This window comes from Odoribacter sp. AF15-53, assembly GCF_003479425.1.
GTDB lineage: Bacteria > Bacteroidota > Bacteroidia > Bacteroidales > Marinifilaceae > Butyricimonas.
In genome coordinates, this window is record NZ_QUHC01000002.1 from 1 (window position 1) to 23,119 (window position 23,119).

Sequence of the window (23,119 nt, forward strand, 5' to 3'; positions counted from 1 at the left end):
AGATGGGGCAAATTAGTGCGGATTTTCCAGTTTGTACACCATTTCATCGAACTCATAATTATAAAAGTCCAACAAAGAAGACTTAGGTACTAAAGGTTTACGTGATTTAGACTTAAGCCGTTTCGTTATCACATAAATGTCCGTACGGGGACCATATTTAGTCGAAAAAGGATACGTTTCTGTACATCCAATTCCATCAGCTATTGCCTTATTTAACAATGTTCTTAACGACCGAATATTTACAGAAATTCCTCCCTTTTTCCGGGGTCCCCCTTCTCTCTTGGGACTCAATTGTGCTTTTTCAAAAGCTACCACGTAGTTAAAATCTATATCTGCAAAACATTTTTTGCAAAAGTGACTGTCGAACTTCCGCAAATAATAGAGCATCTCTGCAAAAATTTTAGCCGAACCGATTTGATTATTTTTCACCAAATTCAAAATATGCTCAACTGCAAAATTTTCTACCGTGTCGCCACTTACTTTAAGCGCAAGTTTATTTATTACAATTGCATTTGTAAGTATTAAATTTTTCTCTCTATATTCATTAACGATATTATTTATTCGGGTGGCTAACGAATCAAGCACCACGTTTGTAACAAATGCTCTGTCTTTGTTACGTTTAGTTTCCCGAACTCTTTCAAAATCTTGTTCCCAATCATCGATTCTTGCCAAAAGATCATCTTGGGTTAAAATACTTCGTCCATTAAAATTAAATTCTATTGCTATGGGATAGCTTCCATCTTTACGTTTTCTATCTGTCGTTTTGACAAGCATAAATCTCCATTTTTTATTATTCCTCCTTGGCATATTGTCTAAATTTTTGTGAATTTTTTCCGTGATTTTTCCGTGATGATTTCGTATATTTTTTGCTCAAAAACTACTTTTATGCTTATACGTGCACAAAAGACTCGTAAATAATACGACAAAATCAAATTCGTAACACATTAATTATCATGACAAATATAGAAGACCAGGAAAGAAGAACAATGAATATACACATACAAATCTTAGCCTTCCAAGCTGGGGGTCGCGGGTTTGAGTCCCGTTTTCCGCTCTCTGAATAAAGCACTTACGAAAGTAGGTGCTTTATTGTTTTAGGCGGTTTTCATTGGGTCTTGAGCATTTATTTAAACCAAAGTTTAAACCGAGATTTAAAGGCTCACCTAAAAAATTAGGAGGACTCTTTGTTTTTCCAAAACTCAATATGATTTATGAATATCACGATTCACACGAAATCATCCGAAATATCGAGAAAATAAAACAAAATTTTCAATAAATCCATTACCTTTGTGACGAATTGGTTCCGGGAGATTAAAACATCAACCGGATGAAAAGGGAATCGGGTGAAAATCCCGGACAGTCCTCGCTGCTGTAAAACTCCATTCAACGTCTTGATATATACTTTTTCCACTGGTTTACGAGAAATCGGGAAGGAATCGGGACGGGAGCCAGTCAGAAGACCTGCCATTCATTAAAGGCTGTTTTTACTCGAGGGATTAGAGAAACAGTACGAAAACAAACATACAATTATAATTTTAGTGCAGGTGTATTGCTTTTGTAATCCAATGCTGCCAGTTTATTTATGGAATTATTAAAAAATCTTTTCGAGGGAAGTCCCGATCTTTGGGGCGGCGGAGTAGCACACTCCGTGCTTATTTTATCGTTAGTAATCGCTTTTGGCATAATGCTAGGCAAGGTAAAAATTACCGGAATCTCACTTGGTGTCACGTGGATTCTTTTTGTTGGAATCGTTTTCGGCCATTTCAATTTAAGCCTAAACGAACATCTACTTCACTTTCTGAAAGAATTCGGGTTAATCCTATTCGTTTATTCCATCGGTCTACAAGTAGGTCCCGGCTTTTTCTCCGCATTCAAAAAAGGCGGCTTCACGCTGAACATGCTAGCTATCACTTCCGTTTCACTGAGCGTCGTGATCGCTATTGTCCTCTACCTCGTGACAGACACTCCTATCACGACCATGGTAGGCATCCTTTCCGGGGCAGTCACCAACACTCCCGGCCTAGGAGCCGCCCAGCAAGCCAACAGCGACATAAACGGCATTGATGCTCCGGAAATCGCTATGGGATACGCCGTGGCTTACCCGTTAGGTGTAATTGGTACGATTCTAGTACTACAAAGTTTGAAATACATTCTGAAAATTAATGCGACCACGGAAGAAGCCGAAGCAGAAAAAGGACTAGGACACTTACAGGAATTAACTGTACACCCTGCTTCACTGGAAATTATCAATAAAGCTATCGACAACAAAGCCATCAAGGATATCCAGCCTTTAGTAAACCGTAAGTTCGTGATCTCTCGCATACGCCATCAAGGTGAAAAACAGGAACTGGTTAACTCGGAAACTATACTTCACATCGGGGATCAAATACTCGTGATCTCCAACCCGAAAGATATTGAAGCCATCACCGTATTTTTTGGTAAACAAATTGATGTGAAGTGGGAAAATGAAAACACGAACCTCGTCTCCCGTCGTATTCTCATCACGAAACCCGAGTTAAACGGGAAAACTTTATCTCAACTCCGGATTCGTCGGAACTTCGGAGCCAGTATTACCCGGATAAATCGCTCTGGCGTGGATCTTGTGGCAGCCCCTAACCTGCAACTGCAAATGGGAGACCGTGTCACGGTAGTCGGAAGTGAATTAGCAGTAAGTCATGCAGAAAAAATACTCGGCAACTCGCTAAAACGCTTGAATCATCCCAACCTCATTCCCATATTCATAGGTATCGCCTTGGGATGCGTGCTGGGAAGTATACCATTCATGCTCCCCGGTATCCCACAACCGTTAAAACTAGGACTAGCTGGAGGTCCCCTTATCGTTTCAATCCTCATCAGTCGTTTTGGCCCACACTACAAATTAATCACTTACACAACCATGAGCGCCAACTTAATGGTTCGAGAAATCGGGATTTCCCTATTTCTAGCCTGCGTTGGCTTGGGAGCCGGGAAAGGCTTTATCGAAACAATCGTGAACGAGGGTGGTTACGTGTGGATCGGCTATGGAGCAATCATTACCATTTTTCCGCTACTTGTGACGGGACTAATCGGACGTTATGGTTGCAAACTGAATTACTATACGCTAATTGGTATACTTTCCGGCTCCAACACAAATCCTCCCGCACTAGCCTATTCCAATGACCAGACCTCGTGTGACGCTCCGGCTGTAGGATATGCCACAGTCTACCCTCTGGCCATGTTCCTTCGGGTTCTTTCAGCTCAATTACTGATTCTTGCTCTGGGATAAAACATTTTAAGCATCAATTCTTATCACATGTACCAAACAAATCCAGAAGCATGAAGAGGAAACTACACATAAAAACAGAGGAATCCGGCCAAAACCGGACTCCTCATCACAAGATTTATACCACTCTTATTTTACAAGTTCACCCTCCTTCACCTGCTCGAAAGTCGGGTTATAACCATTTTCAGAGACGACCCAAGTCCCTTCATCTTCAAGCTTACTTATAACTTTTTCCAATCCCTCGAAAGAGACCAAGCCTGCCTGTTTCTGAATATTGATATAGTCGGCATTCTCCAACGTACCAAAGCATTTCAAATCGGTAATCACATTATTATAATTATTTGCACTATAGGCATTTGAAGTTAATACAAGCCCCCCAACTCGTTTCAAATTAGGCACACGAATCTCTTCCAACATCTTAACCGGTCCATTTTGATAACTGGTACTAACACGGAACTCTCCATCTACATTTTCCAACACCGGCAAATTCAACACCGAAATAACCCCCGTGTAAGTCAAAGCTCCCACCTTTCGCAAAGTTGGAAATTGCGTAGGTTGCATTTGTTGAGCACTACTACCCTCCGATAAAGTTAATGTTCCTTCTACCTCTTCCAAATCAGGAAAACACATGGCTGCAGCATTAGCCGAATAACCCAAATTAGTCGTAAGCTTACCCACTTTTCTCAAATTTGTGAAATTAAATACAGCCGGTTCTTGCTGGACAAAACAAGAAACAATAAGTGTCTGAACATTTTCTATACCTTCAAAACGAATACCACGGCAATTATTCAAAGTAACTTCCCCCTCAAATTTCGTATTACCGCGCAAAACAAAATCAGATCCGACATTATTGAGGGTCAACTTATCAATAGAGAAGTTCGAAACATCCAATCCCTGCAAAGCAGGAAGGGCAGAAAAAGAACATTGTGTAAAATGCGCCCCGTGCAAATTAGTTAGGAAAGAAATCTGTTCAACCTTCTCCATATTTTGGACTGATAAAATAGAACCAATAGACTTCAGTGCATCAAATCCATTTATATTCGTCACATTATTCATATTGTTCAGAGTCATTGTTCCTTTAATGGAAACCAAAGCCTTGAAGCCGCTTATCTCCTTTGCTGTTCCATTCAATACAAAATTTCCCCCGACTTGAATTAAATTATTAAACCCGTCAAAATTTTCCGCACTGGCTGAAAATGTAAAATTCCCACCAACCTCCTTCAATGTATTCACATCCGTGACAAAAGAAGGTAACGATAAAGATCCTTGTACAATTGTTAAGGCAGAAAGATCCAAATCATTCAGTTTATTACAAAACTCTACAGTCAATCCTTGCGCCCCGATCTGACTTAACTGTTCCAAATTCACCTTCTCCAAATCTTCAATATAGTACACTTTGATACCTCCTGCCGACTGTAATTGAGAAAAATTATATTCTTTCACCCGATGAGTCCACTGTAAAGTCAAACTCTCCACGACTTCTCTCAACTGCCCGAGCTCCACCTTCTCCAACGACCCGGTTTGTTCCAAAGTAATTCCCTCTGCCGAAACCAAAGCAGGAAATAAAAGTTCTTTCAGCCGATTGGAATTCCTTATCTCCACTTTCCCGCCAACCATATTCAACCGGGGTAACTCCACTCGTTCCGGGAAAAGCATGTTACCATTACGCCCCGGGAAAGAAAATTTCCCGGCAATTGTCTGTAAAGCCGACAAATCCATATCCCTGATATCCCGTGTTTCAAACGTGAAATCTCCTCCGACACTCTCTAACGCACTCAAATTTACCGTGTAAAGAGTGTCCGCGGAAATAGAAAAATTTGAACCTACCTTTTTCAAATTTGACAAGTTTATCTCTTTCAACCCTGTCAAACCAAAAGCCCCATATTGAGAGGCACGGGCAACCATAGTAAATCCACCAACTTTCTCTAAAGATTGCAAGCCATCAAGAGAAACACCCCCATAAGTTGGATGAATCGTCACTTTTCCGGTAACCTCTTTCAAAGAAGAAAGAAGAGAAAGAGAAGTCAAAGTATCCTCTTTCACGGTTCCCACTAATTTACCTATCACCAAATTTCCCTCAATCTTGTTGATTCCCCGCACCGCAAAAGCCTCTATTTCTTCCGAGGTTGTCAATACTACATCCCCGGCTTGTACCGCAAGAGTTCTTACAACCAGGTATCTGTAAACACGTTGCGTTTGATTGTAAGAGGTAACTGTAAACATCCGCTCCTCACCCCAATTCGTGATCGTGGAAGGATCAGGATTCAACGTGGCATTTTCACTTGCGGTAAATTCCACTACCGCATTCTCAAAAGACACACCTTCCGGAACAGAAAGGATCAGCGAATCGCCGACAATACTACCCGCATAAGTATTCTCTCCCTGCACCAAGCGAAAGGATGTTATATAGTTCTCATTCCCGGAGAACAAACTATCGTCATCCTCGCAACCGACCATAAAGCCCGCGAGAACAAACCACAAAACATATATAAAATTACCTATTTTCATATTCTCTATTTTTATTCATAAACTACTCTGGTTTCGTCCACTGCTGCTTTTCTGTCAACTCTTCATAAGTCGGATTGTAACCATTATTCTCTACCTGCCATTTAGATGCCGGACAAGTAGATATAGCTTTTTTCAATCCCTCGTAAGAAATCATGACCTCATGATTCACTAACCGGAAACCACCGATACTTTCAAGTCCGGCAAGAAAATCCAAATTATCTAACTTCTTATTTACCTCTGATGGATTTTCATTCCATGGACTCGGCGTGGCTGGACGGATATCCAATACTCCTTCTACGCTCCGTAACGAGGGATAAAGGATCTCTTGCGGCCCATAAGAACCTCCCCACCTATCCTGATATCCTGTCTTGAATACCAGATCGCCCCCCACCGTGGTCAATAAAGGGAATGTTTGATCATCATAATTATCAATAGACATCATAGCATTTCCACCGATATGTTCCAATTTCGGGAAATGATATTTCTTTATATTAGAAAAAAGTCTAAAATTTCCACCAACCTCTTCTAAATCCGTAAGCAATATACCATCCACGTTAGAGTTTGCCCAGTAAGAAAAATTTCCGTTAATTTTACGTATACCGGCAATTTCAACTGTATTGCCACCCATACCCAAATAACCGATAGTAAGATCCCCGATTTCATGAAAACCTTCTAATTTCGGAAAATACCCTCCGAGATTTTGTAAATTGAAGCCCCCGGCAAAAACATCATCCCCGATCACGGTTGTATTTTCCAGCCCGACACCATTAAACTGAAGTTCATTAATTTCCGTTCCCCGAATATCCAACCTCGTGATTCCGGCAGAAATAACCAAAATTCCTAATTTCTTCAAATTGGACGGTAATTTAAAATCCTCTGCCGCAAAATTTAATGACAACACTCCCCCCACGGACTCTAAAACAGAAAATTGCTCCGGATTAACCCCAGCAAGCGTAAGACTGAAATTATTATCCACGGTTTTCAAGAAAGGGGCATTAAACTGATTCACATTCGGGCAATTCAACGTGATCATCCCGGCATGGGACAACACGGGAAAAGACACCTCGTACAAAGGATTATTTTCCACCACCAATTCTGTGGCAACATCCTCTAACAAGGGCATGTAAAGCAAGCCCAAAGCACCTTTACCCACGGTCAATTTATCGCAATTCCGCAACACGGGAAACTCCAATTTTTTCAAAGAAGTCATCGTCGAGGCAATGGCACCTCCCACTCGTTCCAGTGACTGGAACACGATACCTGTCATCCCCGTTTTTCCATTCAAATTAAGCCCCCCGCTTATTTGCCGCAAAGAAGAAAAATCCGAGGTCACGAAAGCTGCCGCCAAAGTAATAGTTCCCCCCACGGACTCCAAACGAGGACAAAGAATCTCGCTGATAGCATTGCTACCGATATTCAGATCTCCACCAACACGAACCAAGTGATTGAATGTCATACCCCACAAACTATCCACGTAATTTATCATGAAATTTCCCCCGATCTCTTCCAGATTATCCAATCCGGTCAACTCATATCCCATGAATAAACGGTTGATCGTAACATCATTCGCCACACTTTTCAAAGAAGATAAAGCCTCCAACGAATGAATCGTATCCGTGCCGTTCTGACGACCGATAATCAAACTGCCATCAATTCGGGTCAACCCTTTCGCCCCGAAAGCATCCACATCTTCCTGTGTGTTCAAAATAACAATACCTTCAAAGGCTAGTGCTTTCTTCTCCGGTATATAAAGATATCTCCTTTCCGCACCACTATATGAAGTCACTACGAAATAGATTTGCTCATCCCAGTTGGTTATCACGGAAGGATGCGGTTTTATAGAACTGTTTTCACTGCACACGACACTCGCCGTTACATCGTTCAATACAATTCCCTCGGGAGTTTCCAATATAATCGTGTCTCCCTTGAACGAGGCATCATAAGATATTTCTCCCTGTTTCAAACTAAAGGACGTGATAAAATTATCATCTCCGACAAAAGGGTCATCATCATCCTCACAACCTACAACAAATGCCAAGGCAAAAAGAAGAATCGCCCGTAATATATTCTTATTCATAACGTATAATCTTTAAATAACTACTTTTTAGCTTTTAAACGCAAATCCATCGCGGCAGAAGACTCGGTAGAAACTTCTCCCACGGCAGCACCTTGTCCCATCTGGGCTGTATGTACTTTCACGAAATCAATATATTTCAGATTAGCCGGACTTCCGTCTTGCTGGATGGCATTTTCAATCCTGAATCCTGCCGGATCATTAATATTATCCACGTATCCCCAGTCAAATCCCCAGTTGGTTTCAAGCCCTTCCGTCTTGAATTGATTTCCCAGACAAGTACCGGTAAGAATATAATATTCTTCTTTCATGAACCAAGGATAATAACCGCTGTCCGGGTGATAGGCATTACGAGCCAAGAAACTCAGGTTACCGTCATTATCAATAGATAACACATCCTGCTTCTCCGCTGTCGGACGATAGTATTTCAAAGCATATCGCTGCGTGATACCCGGCTTACCGGTTTCACTCCCTTTCAATTCATACCATGTATCATCCGGAATTCCATTTCCATTCTCATCCTGGCTTACCCATACAACACCACATTCGCACCAATACTTACCAAGAGGATTACCCACGATATCAAAATCCGCTTCTCCCAGCCCGTCATCTTCCACACTATGGTCAAATCCCAAAATAAAATAACCTCCCCATGCCCCCAGAGAAGCAATCCAACTGGTACCACCGCCATTATCCAAGCTCGTTTGTATCTGTCTACGGGCATCTTCTGCTGTCTGATTCTGGGTAAAACGGATAAATTGCCCGGGAGCCGGTATAAACTCAAAACAATGATTCGAAATATAATTACTTCTTGACGTCACCTGTCTAAAATAAGTCCCTTCCTTCGGAGTACACTGCACGTAAACTTTCGTGGATGCGGTTTTGCCATTATCCGTTGCAGTAACATCAATTTCATACGTTTTTCCCTCCACGGATGGAGTAAAATCAAAACAGACCGAAGTTTGCCCACTCTGTACCTGTCCGTCAACTTTCCACTCGTAGACCGCTTGATCGCTGATAGCAAACTTCACGGGAGCCAGCACGACATGCTTACCGATCGGACAAGTCATCGTAATAGCTTTATCTAGCATCGAGGGTAACACGTAGCGTGCATTATCGAAAAACAACAATGGTTCTTCCTCGGGAATAACCGACACGTTGATATTTTTCACGTCAACACCATCCTCGTTCGTTACCTTCAAGGCAAGAGTGTACACGTTTATATCTTCTTCCTTAAACATATAAACAGAATCATGCGATACGACCCTTCCGCCATAACTCCATTCAAACGTGGTCGTTTCATCCGTGTATTCCGTTTCAGCAGCAATCTCTCTCTCTATGCCACAATAAGCGACCGCAGCCGTTTCCAACTTAATTTGCGGGCTAAGCCGATCAACTACCGTCACTTTTACTTGTTTCTCCACGCTCCCGTTATCTGCATCCAAACGGAAATTGACAAAACACTCGCCCAAAGTTTCCCCCTTGAAATAATACACCGTATCATCCGCCACGATCTTCCCCTCCTGCTTCCAAGCATACACCGGATTTAGCGCATCTTTCACGTGAACACAAAGGGCAACCTCTTTCCCGATTCTCACGTTATACTCCCCCGTTTCAGAATTAAATACGAAATCAGGATTACCCACGTCAATCTTTTCATCGTCATCATCACAAGCCATAAAAGCCCCGACAAAAAGCATCATCAATAATACAAACTTTAATTGAACATCTTTTCTCATAATCATACATTAAAATTATCTATCATATTGCAAAGAATTTGTTGTAAACACGATATGCGCAGGAATATCTCCGGTCTGCACACTCCACTTCTTCTTTCCTCTCGGAGTAAAACAATAAAGGGTACCCGGGGTAACATAATCCCCAGCATCCCCAACCAAAATCTCTCCATTTTCAGGATTTACCGCTAAAGCATAAGGAGTCACTATCAACTTATCTGTCCCGTCTTTGATAAAACTGCGACTCACGACACGCCTCATTTTCGTGTCGTAAATCGTGTAGTTAATTGTCCATTTTCCCGTGATCTTACTATATTCCGTGCTATACGAGTAGAGAGAATCCCCACAAAGATATAGCTCACTGGCAGGAAAATTCAACGTACCCGCCACCATATCCGTCTTGGAATTAATCACGTAGGTATTTGAATGTACATCATAATAATCCCCCCGGGAAGTCACGTAAATCAACCCGTCCCGATCAACCCGCATCCGATGAAGGTTAATTGCAACCGTAATCTTTTTTATCTCCTCGAACGTTTCCAAATCAATCACGGATACAGTATTATCATAATTGGGTACCCTATACCCACCCGAATTTGCCACGTACAATTTATTTCCGACAATTACCATCTCCTCCGGCTGATACCCCACGGTACATGAACCCACTACCTGCAAAGTTGCCGTATCAATTTTCACCACTTCACCCAAACGTGCATTTGGATCTATCAACACCGGGCCCGCATACGAACTGACATAAGCATAGCCATCCTTGAAAACGATATACCGACAATTCGTCACCGTTATTTTGGAGATTTCTTTCGCCGTGTTCACATCCATAACCTCGATCAAATGCGAACAATTAATCACGGCATACAACTTGCTTCCGTATATCTGGATATCATTGCCCACGTCGCCTAACTCTTTCACCACATTTGGATTACGTTCAGGAAATATATTCTTGTGATATTCTCCCGAAGCATAATCAAAATAATCCAACGAAGCTTTATTACTTCCCATATTTCCTTCGTTCAACAAGAAAAAACCCTTCACGGGACCAAGTACCGAATCACTTGGAGTAACTTTAGTCACCACTGACGGGATAATTTCATCATCATCATCTCGACAAGAAAAAATCAACAACATTCCCAACAGGAACATGAACATCCAAAATCCTTTCTTATTCATATCTACACCATTATTTAATTAGATAACTTATACTACACTATCTCAGATTGCCACATTAATGATAAACTTCACATTCGTCCCCGGCATCGGGTAACATTGTACGACCTCATACTGTTGATTGAAAATATTGTTCAATTCGACGGTCAACCGGATTCCCACACGTTTCCATGAAAGATTTTTTGACAGGGAAAAATCACTTGTGTACCATTCTTTCGCCCTGTTTTCCGGGATATTCGCACTCGCCTCGTAACGTTCTCCCGTGTAAATAAAACTATAATTCAAGAACCAACTCTTGTATGTTCCGTTTAATATTAAAGAACCGCTATGCCAAGGGATATAAGGAATTTGATCCCCGTAAAAAGGGCTCTCTTTTTTCGTGAAATCTTGGGCTTTCTGGTACGTATAACTTACTCGGGTATCAAACAACCAATCTTGCCCGAATCGCCAGCTTCCCTGCAAAGCGACATCAACACCCCGAATTTCAACCTCTCCCAAATTCACCATTGTCCAACGGAACTGGTTAGAAGTCGGCATAGCGATAATTTTATCCGACACCTCATTATAATACGCATCTGCCTGCAACTCGAAACGTTTCAAGCATCTTTTATCAAACACCCGGACATACGTTACTCCCACGTTATATTGATTGGTATACTCCGGCTTCAAATATATATTCCCGATAAACGTGTAATACAAATCATTCAACGTAGGCATCCGGAAAATCCTTTTATAAAAGGCCCGCACGTTGAAATCCCCCGTCTGGAAAGGTTGCCATGAAGCCACCAGTGTTGGAGTATACTCCTGCATATCATCCGCAGCACCATTTTCTACTTTAGTACGTTCATGCACAAAAGTACCCAATAAATTTGCCTGCAATTTAAATCTTTCAAAATGCAATGCGGAGGCAACCGCGACCAATGTTGTATAACGCTTTGGATAAACAAAATTCACAAGGTCCGCATTCAACTTATTCCATTGAAAATCCACTGAAACATTTATATTCCAAAAAGGAAAAAGAGTGAACATATTCGCTGAAGAAAAATAAACCTCATGCTGGCGAAAATGATTATTCACGTACATCGTACTCACATCCAAACGCGGGTCAGAAAGATAATGCAAATAGTCATAAGCATATTTCCCATTTATCAACAAACTATAAAAACCGAGGTGCTTCTGGAAAGAGCCTTGTAGAAAAAAGTTCGTATCCCATTGCCGATCTTGATGTTTAAACTTCCCGGGTTCTTCCCGTACCGATGCCCCGGGATAACCTCTCTCCGAATCATAAAAATATATCTTTGCTTTCCAATCTCCATTAATTATCCTTCCAAACATCCCGTATTCCGCACGCAAAGCATACACGTCTCCATTCCGGCGAATTTCTGTAGTATCGTATCCGTTTTTCTTCCGATAACTAAATTTATACTTCCCGGTAGTATACATATACTCGGAACTAAAAGAAGCATTTATTCGTTCTGACAACCGCCCCTCCCACAAAAGAGCTGGATTTAACAAACCAAAAGATCCAGTCTTAAAGGTGAATTTGCCATTATGCTTCTTATTCCCGATAAATTGCGGAATACGAGTCGTCATATAAATAGAACCTGCAGAACCAAAATCTTTTGCCGATTGGAAAATAGCACTTCGTTGCCCGTTATAGAGTGTTATCGCTTCCATGTTATCCAAAGAAAAACGCCCTAGATCCACCGTCCCATTTTGTGCATTTCCTAATTCAATACCATCATAAAAAACCCCCACATGCTGTGTCCCCATTGCCCGGATATTCACTGTTTTCAATCCGCCTATACCACCATAATCTTTAATTTGTACCCCGGAAAAATAACGCAAGGCATCCGCAACAGAATGAACACTTAATTTTTCTAACACCTTTCCTTCCATGATCTGCACAGGTATCACTTCTTTACGAACTCGCGGAGCAGACACGTCCACCTCGTCAATATGATACATCTTGGTCGAATCCACGTTCTGTGCCCTCAAGAAATTGCCGCTCTTGAAGCAGAGCAAAATCAATACACCTAATGTTATAAACTTCATTCTTCACTGTTATTAAAAAACATAACAGCTTTCCAGTACCCTAATAGATACAAATAGCTACAATTATCTATCGCAACAATAATATGATAAAAATAATACCTGCATCCAAGCTCTAGTCCCAGAAAGCTTTAGATCAATGAAATTGGCAGGTCTTCTGACTTACTCCATCTTTAAACGCCCTTCCCATTTCATGTCGAAACAGTGGATGTGAGTCGTGTTCAAAGATTTTAGCGGAGTTTACAGCAGCGGGTCTGTTCAGGATTCACACCTGATTCCCTTTTCACCACACGCCCGAAACGAGGTGTGACACCAAAATCGCCACAAAAATATATAAAAAACAAATGTTAGCTAGATTTAAAAGCTTTTATTTTGACTTTTTACAATATTTATCATTTAGCAACAAATAAAACATTAGAAACACTATCATAATCAACATTATAAGAGAACCATTAAAAAACGAACCCTAAAAGTTTTTATCTAACATTCAGGGTTCACTCCAGCTAATGGTTACTCCTAAGGTTTCTATGAGTTTACAAATGCTAACGTGACACATGTCGTCACGATCGAGAAAATACATCCGGAAATTCTCGTGAACCGCCCAAACTAAGTGAAACACAGAATACAACCGTGGATTTTCCCCGAAATGCAACTGTCAACAAACTCATTATTTACGTTTTTGCCAAAATATCGACGGCAAAGATATTTCCGACTCGGTATGCTTAAGAAAACAAGAGTAAACAAGGTTGATAAATAAAACAGGAGACCCATTGAATTTCATTCACAACAAAGATAATGTTTCCTTCCGCTTGTAAATAATTGTCAATAAATTAAGGGATAAAATTAGGAACTTTTTGTTCTATCAGCAATTGTTCGTTTAATAATATCAGTAATCCGAAGTCATGGTATTTATCTCTTTAAAAAAAAGGACCTTGATTACTAAAGATTAAATTATCATTCCTTTACTTTGGAGATTACAGATTATTGCTTATTTTTGCGCATCGAAAAACGAAGATTTTTTGATACATGTTATGTGTTGATTTATAAATTATAATCACATGCAAGGGAATCAGGTGTAAATCCTGAACAGATCCACTGCTGTAAGTTTCATATAACTTTTTGAATAATTAAATCCACTGTTCTTGATTTCAAGTATGGGAAGGAGATTCAAAAGGGAAACAAGTCAGAAGACCTGCTACACATACATATATATTTAACGTTCAAGGGGAAGGAGAACGTAAATGCCATACATTCTTTAGGAATCAAGCCTTTTCATTCAACCTATCCCTTTATTAAATTGAAAGAAACAATGCACTTAAAAAGATTATTTTATCTTTTAATGGCCTTATGCCTCTGTATGTCATTCTCATCATGCGACAAGCGAGGAATGCCTTATCCTGAAGGGATCATGGGAGACGGAGAGATTGAAGCTATTATTGTAAATGAGGGAGGAATTAACTCAAATGCCGGATGTATATCTTTAATATACAGAGATAGTACCGTTATCGTAGATGTCTTCCAAGACGTTAATCACCGTCCGTTGGGAGATGTGGCTCAATCCATCACGATGATCAACGGAAAATATTTCGTGGCCTTGGATAATTCGAAAAAGGTTGAGGTTATTGACCCGGTAACATTCAAATCATTAGGTACGATCCTTTACTCACAAGCAGGCAGTCCGCGCCAAATCGTTCCCATCTCAGAGACAGAAGCAGTCGTATCCGATCTAAGACAACAATTAGTACGTATACGAACAGTTCCACCTTATGGCTCACCACTGGAATATATCTCTGTTCCACGCTGGATTGAATATTTAGTATCCGTAGAAAACAAAGTGTTCGGAATGACACAGGGAGGACTTTACGTGTTCGATGCCGACAATATTAACAAAGAATTTGCCCGAGTTATCAAAGATATATATAACGAAGAAGACACGAAAACCTGCCAAATGTTGGTAGACAAAAATGGAATGATTTGGGGATTAATGAACCAGAAAAGAGGAGGGAGCGTGACAGGAATCACGTTGAAATGCGTGGACCCGAAACGAGAAAAAGTGGTAAAATCCCATACCCTACCTATCGAAAATCCGAATTCACAAATACCCGGAGAAATTATCGGTTACATCAATTATAACCGGACAGACATTGATCCCACCGGCACGTGGATATACTTCAACGTGAAAACTCGTTCGATAGAAGAAAATGACAAAGGGGAAAAAGAACAACAAAGCGTATACCGGATGAACGTGGAAACGGGTACATTCGAATTTTACCAGAATCTCCCGGGAGTAAGTATGATGTACGGATTCGCGGTAAGCCCCGAAGGAGAAATATACCTATGCGACTGTTTAGACTACACTCGCCAAAGAGGATACATACGTCATTACTTAAGAGACGGAACAAAAATCAGTCACAGAGTGGGCGTTTACCCTAGCCAAATCTATTTCCCGAGAAACCGACAATAAACACAACCTATGCAAAAAAAAATAATCACAGGATTATGTATCTGTTTCACGTTAGGCAACGGGATACAGGCAAAAGCCCAGCATAAAGATTCTATTGCCATGTATGGGGTGATTGACACGGTACAAGTTGTTAGCCAACGTATCCAACATGCCAACGAAGCAAATGCCGGTGCAAAAGTAAGCCGTATAGACCCACAAATTATGCGAGAGAACAAAACCCGTTCATTAGCTGAACTGTTGACAGAACACACGGCTATCTATATCAAAAGTCTAGGGATGGGAGCTTTATCAACGGCCTCTTTTCGCGGGGCTAGCCCTTCTCAAACCCGGGTAAACTGGAATGGAATAAATATTACCCCACCCATGTCCGGAACGTTTGATTTCTCTCAAATCCCGGTATTCTTCACGGACAATATAAATCTCTACTACGGTGGCAGTCATGTGAAAAACGGGACAGGAGCAATCGGGGGAAGCGTAAATCTGTTTACAGACCCGGATTGGCGCAAAGGAGTAAGCGGGAAAATCCTAGGCGAATACGGCTCGTACGGCACGTACACGGCTGGCGCACAAGTTTGCTCGGGAGGGGAAAAATCAAATTTCAAAACTCGTTTATATTACCAACACTCTGACAATAATTACACTTACATAAATAAGATATTAACCAGCGAATCATTCCGTGAAAAACGTCAAGATGCAGACTACACCCAATGGTCAGCCATGCAGGAAGGGTACTTCCGCTTATCGCCTTACACCCGTCTGACGGCAGTAGCATGGTATCAAGAAGGAGAGCGAATGCTCCCTCCTGCCCTTGGAGTTGTGAATCAGGTCCATGAAAAACAACGGGAAACCAATTTTCGAGGCTACTCCGGCTTGGACTTCACCCGGGGCATACATGATTTACACGTGAAAGCAGCCTGGCAATTCTATCGACAAAAATATGACAAATGGTATGCCGGGGGAATGTTTGACCCGGAAGGCAACACGAACCAATCACAGACATGGCAAGCTGTTGTAGATTATACTTGTGCCCCATTGGAGCATCTTATTCTTGGAACAACTCTTACTTACTCCCACGACTTAATTCGAGTGAGCAGTTATATTGATATTGACTCTTCAAAATACACGCTAGGTGACGTGGATTATGATATACCGGAAGTAGAACCTCCGTTTCGCCATCATCGTAACGTTCTATCATGGCAAGCCTCCGCATCGTGGACCCCAGTGAAATGGATGATGGTAAACGGACAGTACATGTTCGAGCAAAATGATAATCGAGGCGTATCTACATGGTCGGCAGGAGTTGTTTTCTATCCTTGGATAAAAGACCTACAGGTAAAAGGAAGCATGGCTTATAATTATCGTTTCCCGAGCATGAATGATCTCTACTGGCGACCGGGAGGCAATCCGGAGGTAAAACCGGAAAAAGGATTCTCGTACGATGCTTCCGTTGCCTATCAAAAATATATATATCGAGGATTATCATTAGATACCGAAATTTCAGGTTATTTGATGTATATTGATAATTGGATACTATGGCTACCCAAAGACGGTAACCAATGGGTATGGACCCCACAAAACCATCGTAACGTACGTTCGGAAGGAGTGGAATTGTATGGGAAACTGACCTACGAGATCGGAGATTTGAAAGTGAACGCCTCCGGCAATTACAGTTGGTCACAATCCAGAACCCGCAAAAAGCAACACGAGGATGACGGTTCATACATGAAACAAATTCCCTACGTGCCGCGCTTCAAATGGAATATCAGAATGGCTGCCGATTACCGGGGAGCCTTTCTCTCGTGGCAAGTAACCTATATCGGACGCCGATTTATCACCACCGATCAAGAATATGCCACCGATCCCTATTCGGTACATAACTTATTGGCGGGGTATCGCTATAAATTCCATAACGGAACGAGTCTAACTCCCCAAGTACGGGTGGATAACTTAATGGATACGTATTACGAATCCACGCAATATTACCCGATGCCTTTACGCAACTGCCTGTTTTCTTTAATGTTTGAATTTTAAGTAACAACCTATAGTAAATTTAACAATGAAAATCATGAAAAAGTATTCTTTAATTTTTTTATTTTTAGTAGGCTTCATTGCCTTATTTAGTGCATGTAACGATGACGATAAGTATATTCCCACTCCTCCCGTGGTATCAATCGAAAGTTTAAGCGGAGTTTTCGCCATGCCTCAAGAAGATTCAATCATTTTAAAAGCCAAAGTGGAAAGCCCGCTGGAAACGACATTACGTTGGTCTGTAAACGGTGAAGAAACATCAACAGATTCTATCTATACATTCAAAATGAATGATCTTGGAAATTACGAGGTAAAATTAACCGCCACGAATGCTGATGGAGAGGTTTCTGCAACAACACCGGTAGAAGTGTACGGCAAATATAAATACGGAACATTTATTCTTAATGAGGGAGCTTCTTTAAGAGGAGATATTGCAAGTAAACTATCATTTATCAGCCCGAAAGGTATTTTTACCGACTCCGTTTATCAAAAAGAAAATAACGGGGAAATGCTAAAACTACTCTCTCAAGACTTGTTCATTTCCAATAACAAAATGTATTTTATCTCCCAAAGAAATACATTAACAGTCGTTAATGCCGAAACTTTGAAAAAAGAAATCATATACGAAGACGAAATTAAAGATCTAGTAGCTCCGACACATCTAGTCGTGCTTGATGACAATATATACATCCGCGATAATAAAGGTATTTATTTATTCAAGCTTTCAGACAAAAGTCTAACCTTCATAGAAGGATCAAATGGTGCCAGAAAAAACACGATGGCATTGGTAGACGGAAAAGTATTCGTATCCAAAGGAAAGAGTGTTGTTGTCATCGAGAAAGGAAAAGAAGAAATTTCTCACACGATAGACTTCGAAGGGAATGTATCGGGAATTATCAAATCAGCAGATAAAAATTTATGGGTATCTGATGCTTCCGGCAAAATTTCCAAAATGAATGTAAAAGATTACTCCATTTCCCAGACCAATGAACTACCGACAGAAGCAGCCAAATTATTAACAGCCTCGTACGCTGCAGCTCCCAGTATTTCGGCAAAAGGCGATACATTATACATAAGTGCTTTACAATCTAAAATTTACCGTCACATTTTTAGTAAAAATCAAACAGACTTCATGGTTGATGCCAAAGAAATGGTTGAGAATGTTAATATCGTTTATAATACTGTTTCCGTAAACCCGATTAATGGTGATGTTATTTTAAATTCAATTAAAGGATACGGAGAGAATATTGCAGTGAATAATATCAGTATATTTGATTTTAGTGGAAGTGAACCTACATTAAAAGCCAACTATGAAAACTATTTAAGATACCCTGCAGGTACATTCTTCACATACAATTTTGAGTAATGGACATGAAAAGGAATTTACTTTACGCGTTAACTATATTAATTTTTGCCACAACGAATATATCTTGTAGTGATGATGATAACGGAGACAACGAGCCTAAGCTCGTTGTCCCCGAAGTTTCTGTTCAAAACTTAAGCTTGAAAAATACTATTTTACCAGCACAAAAAATTAAATTAAGAGCTAATATCATCAACAAAACACAAGCTGACATCCAGTGGTTTACAAATGGAGTCGAAATCTCGAAAGACTCTATATACGAATTTTCATCCACAACCGAGTTTTTTTTCAACATCAAGGTCTCTGCCTCCAATATCCTTGGAAAAACATCTGATAGTTTGAAAATCAAAGTAATAGATGGTTTCAAAATCTCTGACATCAAAAATTGGACAGGCGAGGGGGAAAATCAATCTGTCATGGCAATACAATGGATTTCCAGGGACGTGAAAGATTTGTTGAACCCTAAAGATGAGGAGATTTTTTTCTTGGCTTGGGGATATAAATGGAAAAACACCGACGAACGTACAGGGTATGACATGATCGAAGCCATCGCAAAAAAAGATCCCCGATTATTTGTCCTTATCATGCCAGACGGAAACCAAGGAATGGTTATTAAAGGATTCGGATATGATGGAAACGGAGATGGAAAAATCGAGATAAAAAGCCAAGATTCCGACACAAAGAACGGACTTCACCTGACTGAAACGGATTTCAAGAATGGTATATATCAACAAAAAAATGAATACGACAACATTGATGGTTTTGAAATCCTTTCCGAAGGAGATTACTGGATCGGAGGATGGCACGAGGCGTACACGTCTTACTGGTTGGGATATGGAGAAGCTGTATTAGAAGCGGAAGAATACGAATATTCTAATTTTTACGTCAATAATCGTTTCTTGGAAAACAAAAGTTGGGATGCTTGGACCTTTTCCCCGATCAATTCGACGGAAACCAACACGACTCCAAGACCAGAATTACTGAAAGCGGCACCCAATAATTAAAAAAGTAGCCATCAAGTTTCTATACACGAACAAATAATAGATACTGATAGAAACTATGGATTATAGAATTTTACCAGCAAAAAGTTTGACACTACAAACGCCAGCAATTAAAGGTGTGCCTGAAATACTCGACACACCTTCTTTCTTTGTTTATCTGTAACAAAAAATATCTTTACACCGGAGGAGATTAATTTTCAGCCATATTGAAAAAAAGCAGACCGATCGAAAAGATTTTCAATCGGTCTGTGGAAAAACATATCTTGCTTTTTAAAACCTCATTTCCCTTTAAACATTAATTTACCTTCTTCACCGCAATTAGTCTAAAACGTAATGATTTATCCCGATCAGCCATTTGATCTGACGGGTAAACATCCGTATCCTTCAAACTATCTAACCCTCGACCGAACTGGTAAGTATAAGCTCTCTTGTCTCCACCATCCAATTTAGAAATTGTTGTTACAGCATCAGATGTCCAATATTGAAAGAAATCATAAATCGGGTGTTCATCCAATTTTCCTTCCTTCGAGGCTTTCTCTATTATCTGCCATCCGGCAATGGAAGGAAGGGTCCAATACCAGTCTGTATAACTTGGAGCTGCATCCAGATCAGGGAACTCAGTAGTACTCATCAATTGCTCCGGGGTCAAACTTGGAGCCATTGAAGGATTACCATAAAACATCATGGAATAAACCATGGCACTCCCTCCATTATTCGTTCCAAAAGGCAGATATCTTTGAGCCATTTGCCAATGCTGATGGCCATCCGGATCATTCTTATCTATCAGATGAAAAGCATTACGATATCCATCGCTATGATTAAAATCCAACACCTCACCCTTGAATCCCCATGGCATTGCTTCCCGATCTATTTTATCAATTAACACATTCACGGGAGAATGCCCGAATATCTCCTCGATATATTCACCACTAGCAGTATATTGAATAGGTGCGTACTGTGTCACCGTTATCGTTTTGGTGTCTATCACGGTCCCGTTTTTCTTAATAGTCAAGGTCACCTCACAGGTTCTATCCTGGAAAATATATGTATCTGGTACTAAAGGTTGCGCATATAGCCACAACTTACCATCATAAAGATCATTACCCGATACGGTTCCTGCAACAGATTGCCACTGAGGACTTCCATAACTCCTACCATATATCCACAAAAAGGGAGTATCACCTTCGCGCCCACTAATACTCCACTCCACGTCATCTCCTGCCGCAACTTCTATCGGAAAATATTCACCACTGGCATTTAGATTGACATCACCCGTGACAAAAGAAGCCATTCCTAAATCACTCACGACACGCCAACTTATAGCATCCGGATTCGTCTCCAAAGCCCCATCTTTAATTTCACCCCCCTCTGTTACAGCGTCTCCCGTTAAAGTTAGAGTTATCTGATAATACGTGTTGCGCACGACATTGAAATCAAATCTCTCTTTATTCCTGTCATCCCCGATAAAAAAACGGAAATTAACCTTACCGGTAAAAGCCACGCTGCCATCATCATTCAAACGCAAGTAATTAGCCGCAACATTCAAATAGGAACAAGTTGCAGTCGCCCGTGTAATCCCTTCTAAATCTTTTTGCCCTACCCCGTCCGGACGTTTATATCTTTCATCATCCTTCACGGCTCCAAATTCCACACCGTGAAGATTCTCAAAAAGGAATAAAGGAGCCACATGATCATCACCATAATTACCCTCAATATAATGGTCCCCAGTCTCTTCCCATAGATTTGAGAAAGTTGCTCCCTGATTCTGTATCGTTGTCGCATTTGCCACCGATCCCCAATCAAGTTGCGCCCCTTCTTTAAACTCTCCCCGAGCCACGATATCCACCTCCGTACCATTATTGTTCGCCCCGATGAAACAAGCCGAGGGAACCTGATGCAAACTTATACCTGTCGGTGTAATAATTACATTATCTCTTAATCCACGTCCATCAATAGCTACCGTTATCATAGCTACCGTACGTTCAAGCTTTGCGGTCAGAGTTTTTCCCGCCTCTTCGGATTCCGAGTGTGTATGCTCCTCTCCTTCATCATCTGCTTTAGCAAACATCATACACCCACTGGGAATTCCCGGTAACGACGGGCTGGATTCCTGTTTTAGAGTTTTCAACTCCCGAACATTATCAATCCCGGTAATTTCTCGACCATAATTAGCAACAATATAAATCACTTTCGAATCTAATCCCATCTGCGTGGTGTAATCTTTCGAGAAATGAATCATAATCTGGTCATCCCCGAACCTCACGTCCGGGTCCCCTTCTTGAGTTCCGGTAAAATAAAAAGCTTCAAGAATCGCGTCATCACCTTCTCCATTCGCAATAATCACGTTAATATCCCTGATCTTATCAAAGTCCGTTGCACCCGCACGGCTCACCTGGTTTGACATCATGGGTTCCGGTAGTACAACCCGTAAAAACACACTTCCTTTATCGGGCGAAATCGTATCTAACACGTCCTGTTGACAAGCTCCCAGTAACAGAATTCCTACCAGAATCATGGAATATACTGTCTTTTGCATTTTTTGTAAAAATAACGAACTCATACACTACGATTTAAAATTCCGGTTTAACTTGTTCAATATACCACTCCGGCACGCTCACTTCAATACCAACTGATTTGAATTCAATCCGGATAGGAATCAGTACTTCATTTTTTACCACGTCAATGACAGGATTGGCTGTTAAAAATTCAGCTAAATTTATTTTGGCCAAATCGTTCCCATTGACGTCTCGCACGCATACGTCAACCGCTTCATGATTCGTGTGACGCATTATATTGGTGTAGGCATTCAACTGCCCTTCATCATATTCAGATTTGAGTACGTAAGTCGTCGGTTCTCCTCCCGCCCGGTTCTCGAAATTCGTGTAGGGCGAAAGACCACACAACTCTATTGTCGGTCGTATTCCACCTCCGGGAACCCCGACTACTTCCACAGACACCTTATAGTGGGAACTCGTGAAAACAAGCGTCTGATTTTGATCTTCTTCCGTCACGATTAATTCCAGGGAAGCATAATAAAGAGAATCATTACCGGAGATCGTCTCCTTTTTAAAATATTCCGGTGCGGCGCAATACATCTTGTCACAATCACCGCAAGCCAAATCATTCACCTGACACTTCATCAGGTTACCGAAACAGATTACACGATAGATCGCCGGGGACAATTCCGGCACTATCACCAAACGCCGGGCAATCTCTTCTTTGGTTAGTTCTTTCGTGGTTACAAGTTGTTCATTCTGGTCAAAAACATACATGACAACATTCTCGATCTTTTCATTAAAAATCTCGGTAGTTCCATCACCCTTGTAGCTTAATGTCAAGACATTCCGACTAAATACCTCACAGTCGCTCAAGTCTTCCTCTATACAACCGCCCAACATTTCTACCGTCAACATGATGAATAAGACATATTTCATTATTTTCATATCTGT

13 protein-coding genes and 3 riboswitches are annotated in these 23,119 nt (G+C 40.9%); of the genes, 5 read left to right on the top strand and 8 right to left on the bottom strand.

Going from position 1 to position 23,119, the window contains the following annotated elements; translation table 11 throughout:
- Nucleotides 1–12 precede the first annotated feature (12 nt).
- Nucleotides 13–807, bottom strand: a complete 795-nt coding sequence (locus DWW52_RS04680) for a phage integrase SAM-like domain-containing protein (RefSeq protein WP_118714322.1) — start codon at nt 805–807, stop codon at nt 13–15.
- 474 nt (nt 808–1,281) lie between these two features.
- Nucleotides 1,282–1,484, top strand: a riboswitch (cobalamin riboswitch).
- 98 nt (nt 1,485–1,582) lie between these two features.
- Between DWW52_RS04680 and DWW52_RS04685 the strand changes: the two genes are divergently transcribed.
- A complete protein-coding gene (locus DWW52_RS04685; protein WP_118714323.1) occupies nt 1,583–3,265 on the top strand; it encodes a putative transporter in 1,683 nt (560 codons plus the stop codon).
- Nucleotides 3,266–3,391: 126 nt separating this feature from the next.
- Here DWW52_RS04685 and DWW52_RS04690 read toward each other — a convergent pair whose 3' ends face one another.
- The 5 genes from DWW52_RS04690 to DWW52_RS04710 are packed head-to-tail and all read right to left on the bottom strand — an operon-like array spanning nt 3,392 to nt 12,817.
- Entirely contained in the window at nt 3,392–5,770 is a 2,379-nt protein-coding gene (locus DWW52_RS04690; RefSeq protein ID WP_118714324.1) for a hypothetical protein, read from the bottom strand.
- A gap of 22 nt (nt 5,771–5,792) precedes the next feature.
- Complete coding sequence (locus tag DWW52_RS04695) at nt 5,793–7,847, bottom strand: hypothetical protein (protein ID WP_118714325.1); 2,055 nt, start codon at nt 7,845–7,847, stop codon at nt 5,793–5,795.
- A gap of 20 nt (nt 7,848–7,867) precedes the next feature.
- The gene (locus DWW52_RS04700; RefSeq protein ID WP_158582478.1) at nt 7,868–9,583 is read right to left on the bottom strand and encodes a PKD-like domain-containing protein; all 1,716 of its coding nucleotides are present in this window, start codon (nt 9,581–9,583) and stop codon (nt 7,868–7,870) included.
- A 15-nt stretch (nt 9,584–9,598) separates the two neighbouring features.
- A complete protein-coding gene (locus tag DWW52_RS04705; protein WP_370449479.1) occupies nt 9,599–10,765 on the bottom strand; it encodes a DUF5074 domain-containing protein in 1,167 nt (388 codons plus the stop codon).
- A 42-nt stretch (nt 10,766–10,807) separates the two neighbouring features.
- Nucleotides 10,808–12,817: a TonB-dependent receptor gene (locus tag DWW52_RS04710; RefSeq protein WP_118714327.1), complete on the bottom strand. Its 2,010-nt coding sequence runs from the start codon at nt 12,815–12,817 to the stop codon at nt 10,808–10,810.
- Nucleotides 12,818–12,943: 126 nt separating this feature from the next.
- Nucleotides 12,944–13,146, bottom strand: a riboswitch (cobalamin riboswitch).
- 685 nt (nt 13,147–13,831) lie between these two features.
- Nucleotides 13,832–14,029, top strand: a riboswitch (cobalamin riboswitch).
- 94 nt (nt 14,030–14,123) lie between these two features.
- On the opposite strand from DWW52_RS04710, the gene DWW52_RS04715 reads away from it, so the two are divergent.
- The 4 genes from DWW52_RS04715 to DWW52_RS04730 are packed head-to-tail and all read left to right on the top strand — an operon-like array spanning nt 14,124 to nt 19,673.
- Nucleotides 14,124–15,278, top strand: a complete 1,155-nt coding sequence (locus DWW52_RS04715; protein WP_118714328.1) for a DUF5074 domain-containing protein — start codon at nt 14,124–14,126, stop codon at nt 15,276–15,278.
- Between the two features lie 9 nt (nt 15,279–15,287).
- Nucleotides 15,288–17,309: a TonB-dependent siderophore receptor gene (locus DWW52_RS04720; protein ID WP_118714329.1), complete on the top strand. Its 2,022-nt coding sequence runs from the start codon at nt 15,288–15,290 to the stop codon at nt 17,307–17,309.
- Nucleotides 17,310–17,343: 34 nt separating this feature from the next.
- The gene (locus DWW52_RS04725) at nt 17,344–18,672 is read left to right on the top strand and encodes a DUF5074 domain-containing protein (protein ID WP_118714330.1); all 1,329 of its coding nucleotides are present in this window, start codon (nt 17,344–17,346) and stop codon (nt 18,670–18,672) included.
- A gap of 5 nt (nt 18,673–18,677) precedes the next feature.
- Complete coding sequence (locus DWW52_RS04730; RefSeq protein ID WP_118714956.1) at nt 18,678–19,673, top strand: PKD domain containing protein; 996 nt, start codon at nt 18,678–18,680, stop codon at nt 19,671–19,673.
- A 292-nt stretch (nt 19,674–19,965) separates the two neighbouring features.
- Here the strand turns inward: DWW52_RS04730 and DWW52_RS04735 are convergent, their stop codons facing one another.
- Together DWW52_RS04735 and DWW52_RS04740 are read right to left on the bottom strand one after the other, a co-directional pair.
- On the bottom strand, nt 19,966–22,206 hold the full coding sequence (locus DWW52_RS04735) for a DUF4906 domain-containing protein (protein ID WP_158582479.1): 2,241 nt from the start codon (nt 22,204–22,206) through the stop codon (nt 19,966–19,968).
- Nucleotides 22,207–22,240: 34 nt separating this feature from the next.
- Complete coding sequence (locus DWW52_RS04740) at nt 22,241–23,113, bottom strand: FimB/Mfa2 family fimbrial subunit (RefSeq protein WP_118714332.1); 873 nt, start codon at nt 23,111–23,113, stop codon at nt 22,241–22,243.
- Between the last annotated feature and the right edge of the window lie 6 nt (nt 23,114–23,119).

Bases quoted from the DNA above. Each gene is read 5' to 3' on its own strand.
- DWW52_RS04710 (WP_118714327.1), bottom strand. From the start codon at position 12,817: ATGAAGTTTATAACATTAGGTGTATTGATTTTGCTCTGCTTCAAGAGC.
- DWW52_RS04685 (WP_118714323.1), top strand. From the start codon at position 1,583: ATGGAATTATTAAAAAATCTTTTCGAGGGAAGTCCCGATCTTTGGGGC.
- DWW52_RS04730 (WP_118714956.1), top strand. From the start codon at position 18,678: ATGAAAAGGAATTTACTTTACGCGTTAACTATATTAATTTTTGCCACA.
- DWW52_RS04695 (WP_118714325.1), bottom strand. From the start codon at position 7,847: ATGAATAAGAATATATTACGGGCGATTCTTCTTTTTGCCTTGGCATTT.
- DWW52_RS04735 (WP_158582479.1), bottom strand. From the start codon at position 22,206: ATGCAAAAGACAGTATATTCCATGATTCTGGTAGGAATTCTGTTACTG.
- DWW52_RS04690 (WP_118714324.1), bottom strand. From the start codon at position 5,770: ATGAAAATAGGTAATTTTATATATGTTTTGTGGTTTGTTCTCGCGGGC.
- DWW52_RS04720 (WP_118714329.1), top strand. From the start codon at position 15,288: ATGCAAAAAAAAATAATCACAGGATTATGTATCTGTTTCACGTTAGGC.
- DWW52_RS04740 (WP_118714332.1), bottom strand. From the start codon at position 23,113: ATGAAAATAATGAAATATGTCTTATTCATCATGTTGACGGTAGAAATG.
- DWW52_RS04725 (WP_118714330.1), top strand. From the start codon at position 17,344: ATGAAAAAGTATTCTTTAATTTTTTTATTTTTAGTAGGCTTCATTGCC.
- DWW52_RS04700 (WP_158582478.1), bottom strand. From the start codon at position 9,583: ATGAGAAAAGATGTTCAATTAAAGTTTGTATTATTGATGATGCTTTTT.
- DWW52_RS04705 (WP_370449479.1), bottom strand. From the start codon at position 10,765: ATGAATAAGAAAGGATTTTGGATGTTCATGTTCCTGTTGGGAATGTTG.
- DWW52_RS04715 (WP_118714328.1), top strand. From the start codon at position 14,124: ATGCACTTAAAAAGATTATTTTATCTTTTAATGGCCTTATGCCTCTGT.
- DWW52_RS04680 (WP_118714322.1), bottom strand. From the start codon at position 807: ATGCCAAGGAGGAATAATAAAAAATGGAGATTTATGCTTGTCAAAACG.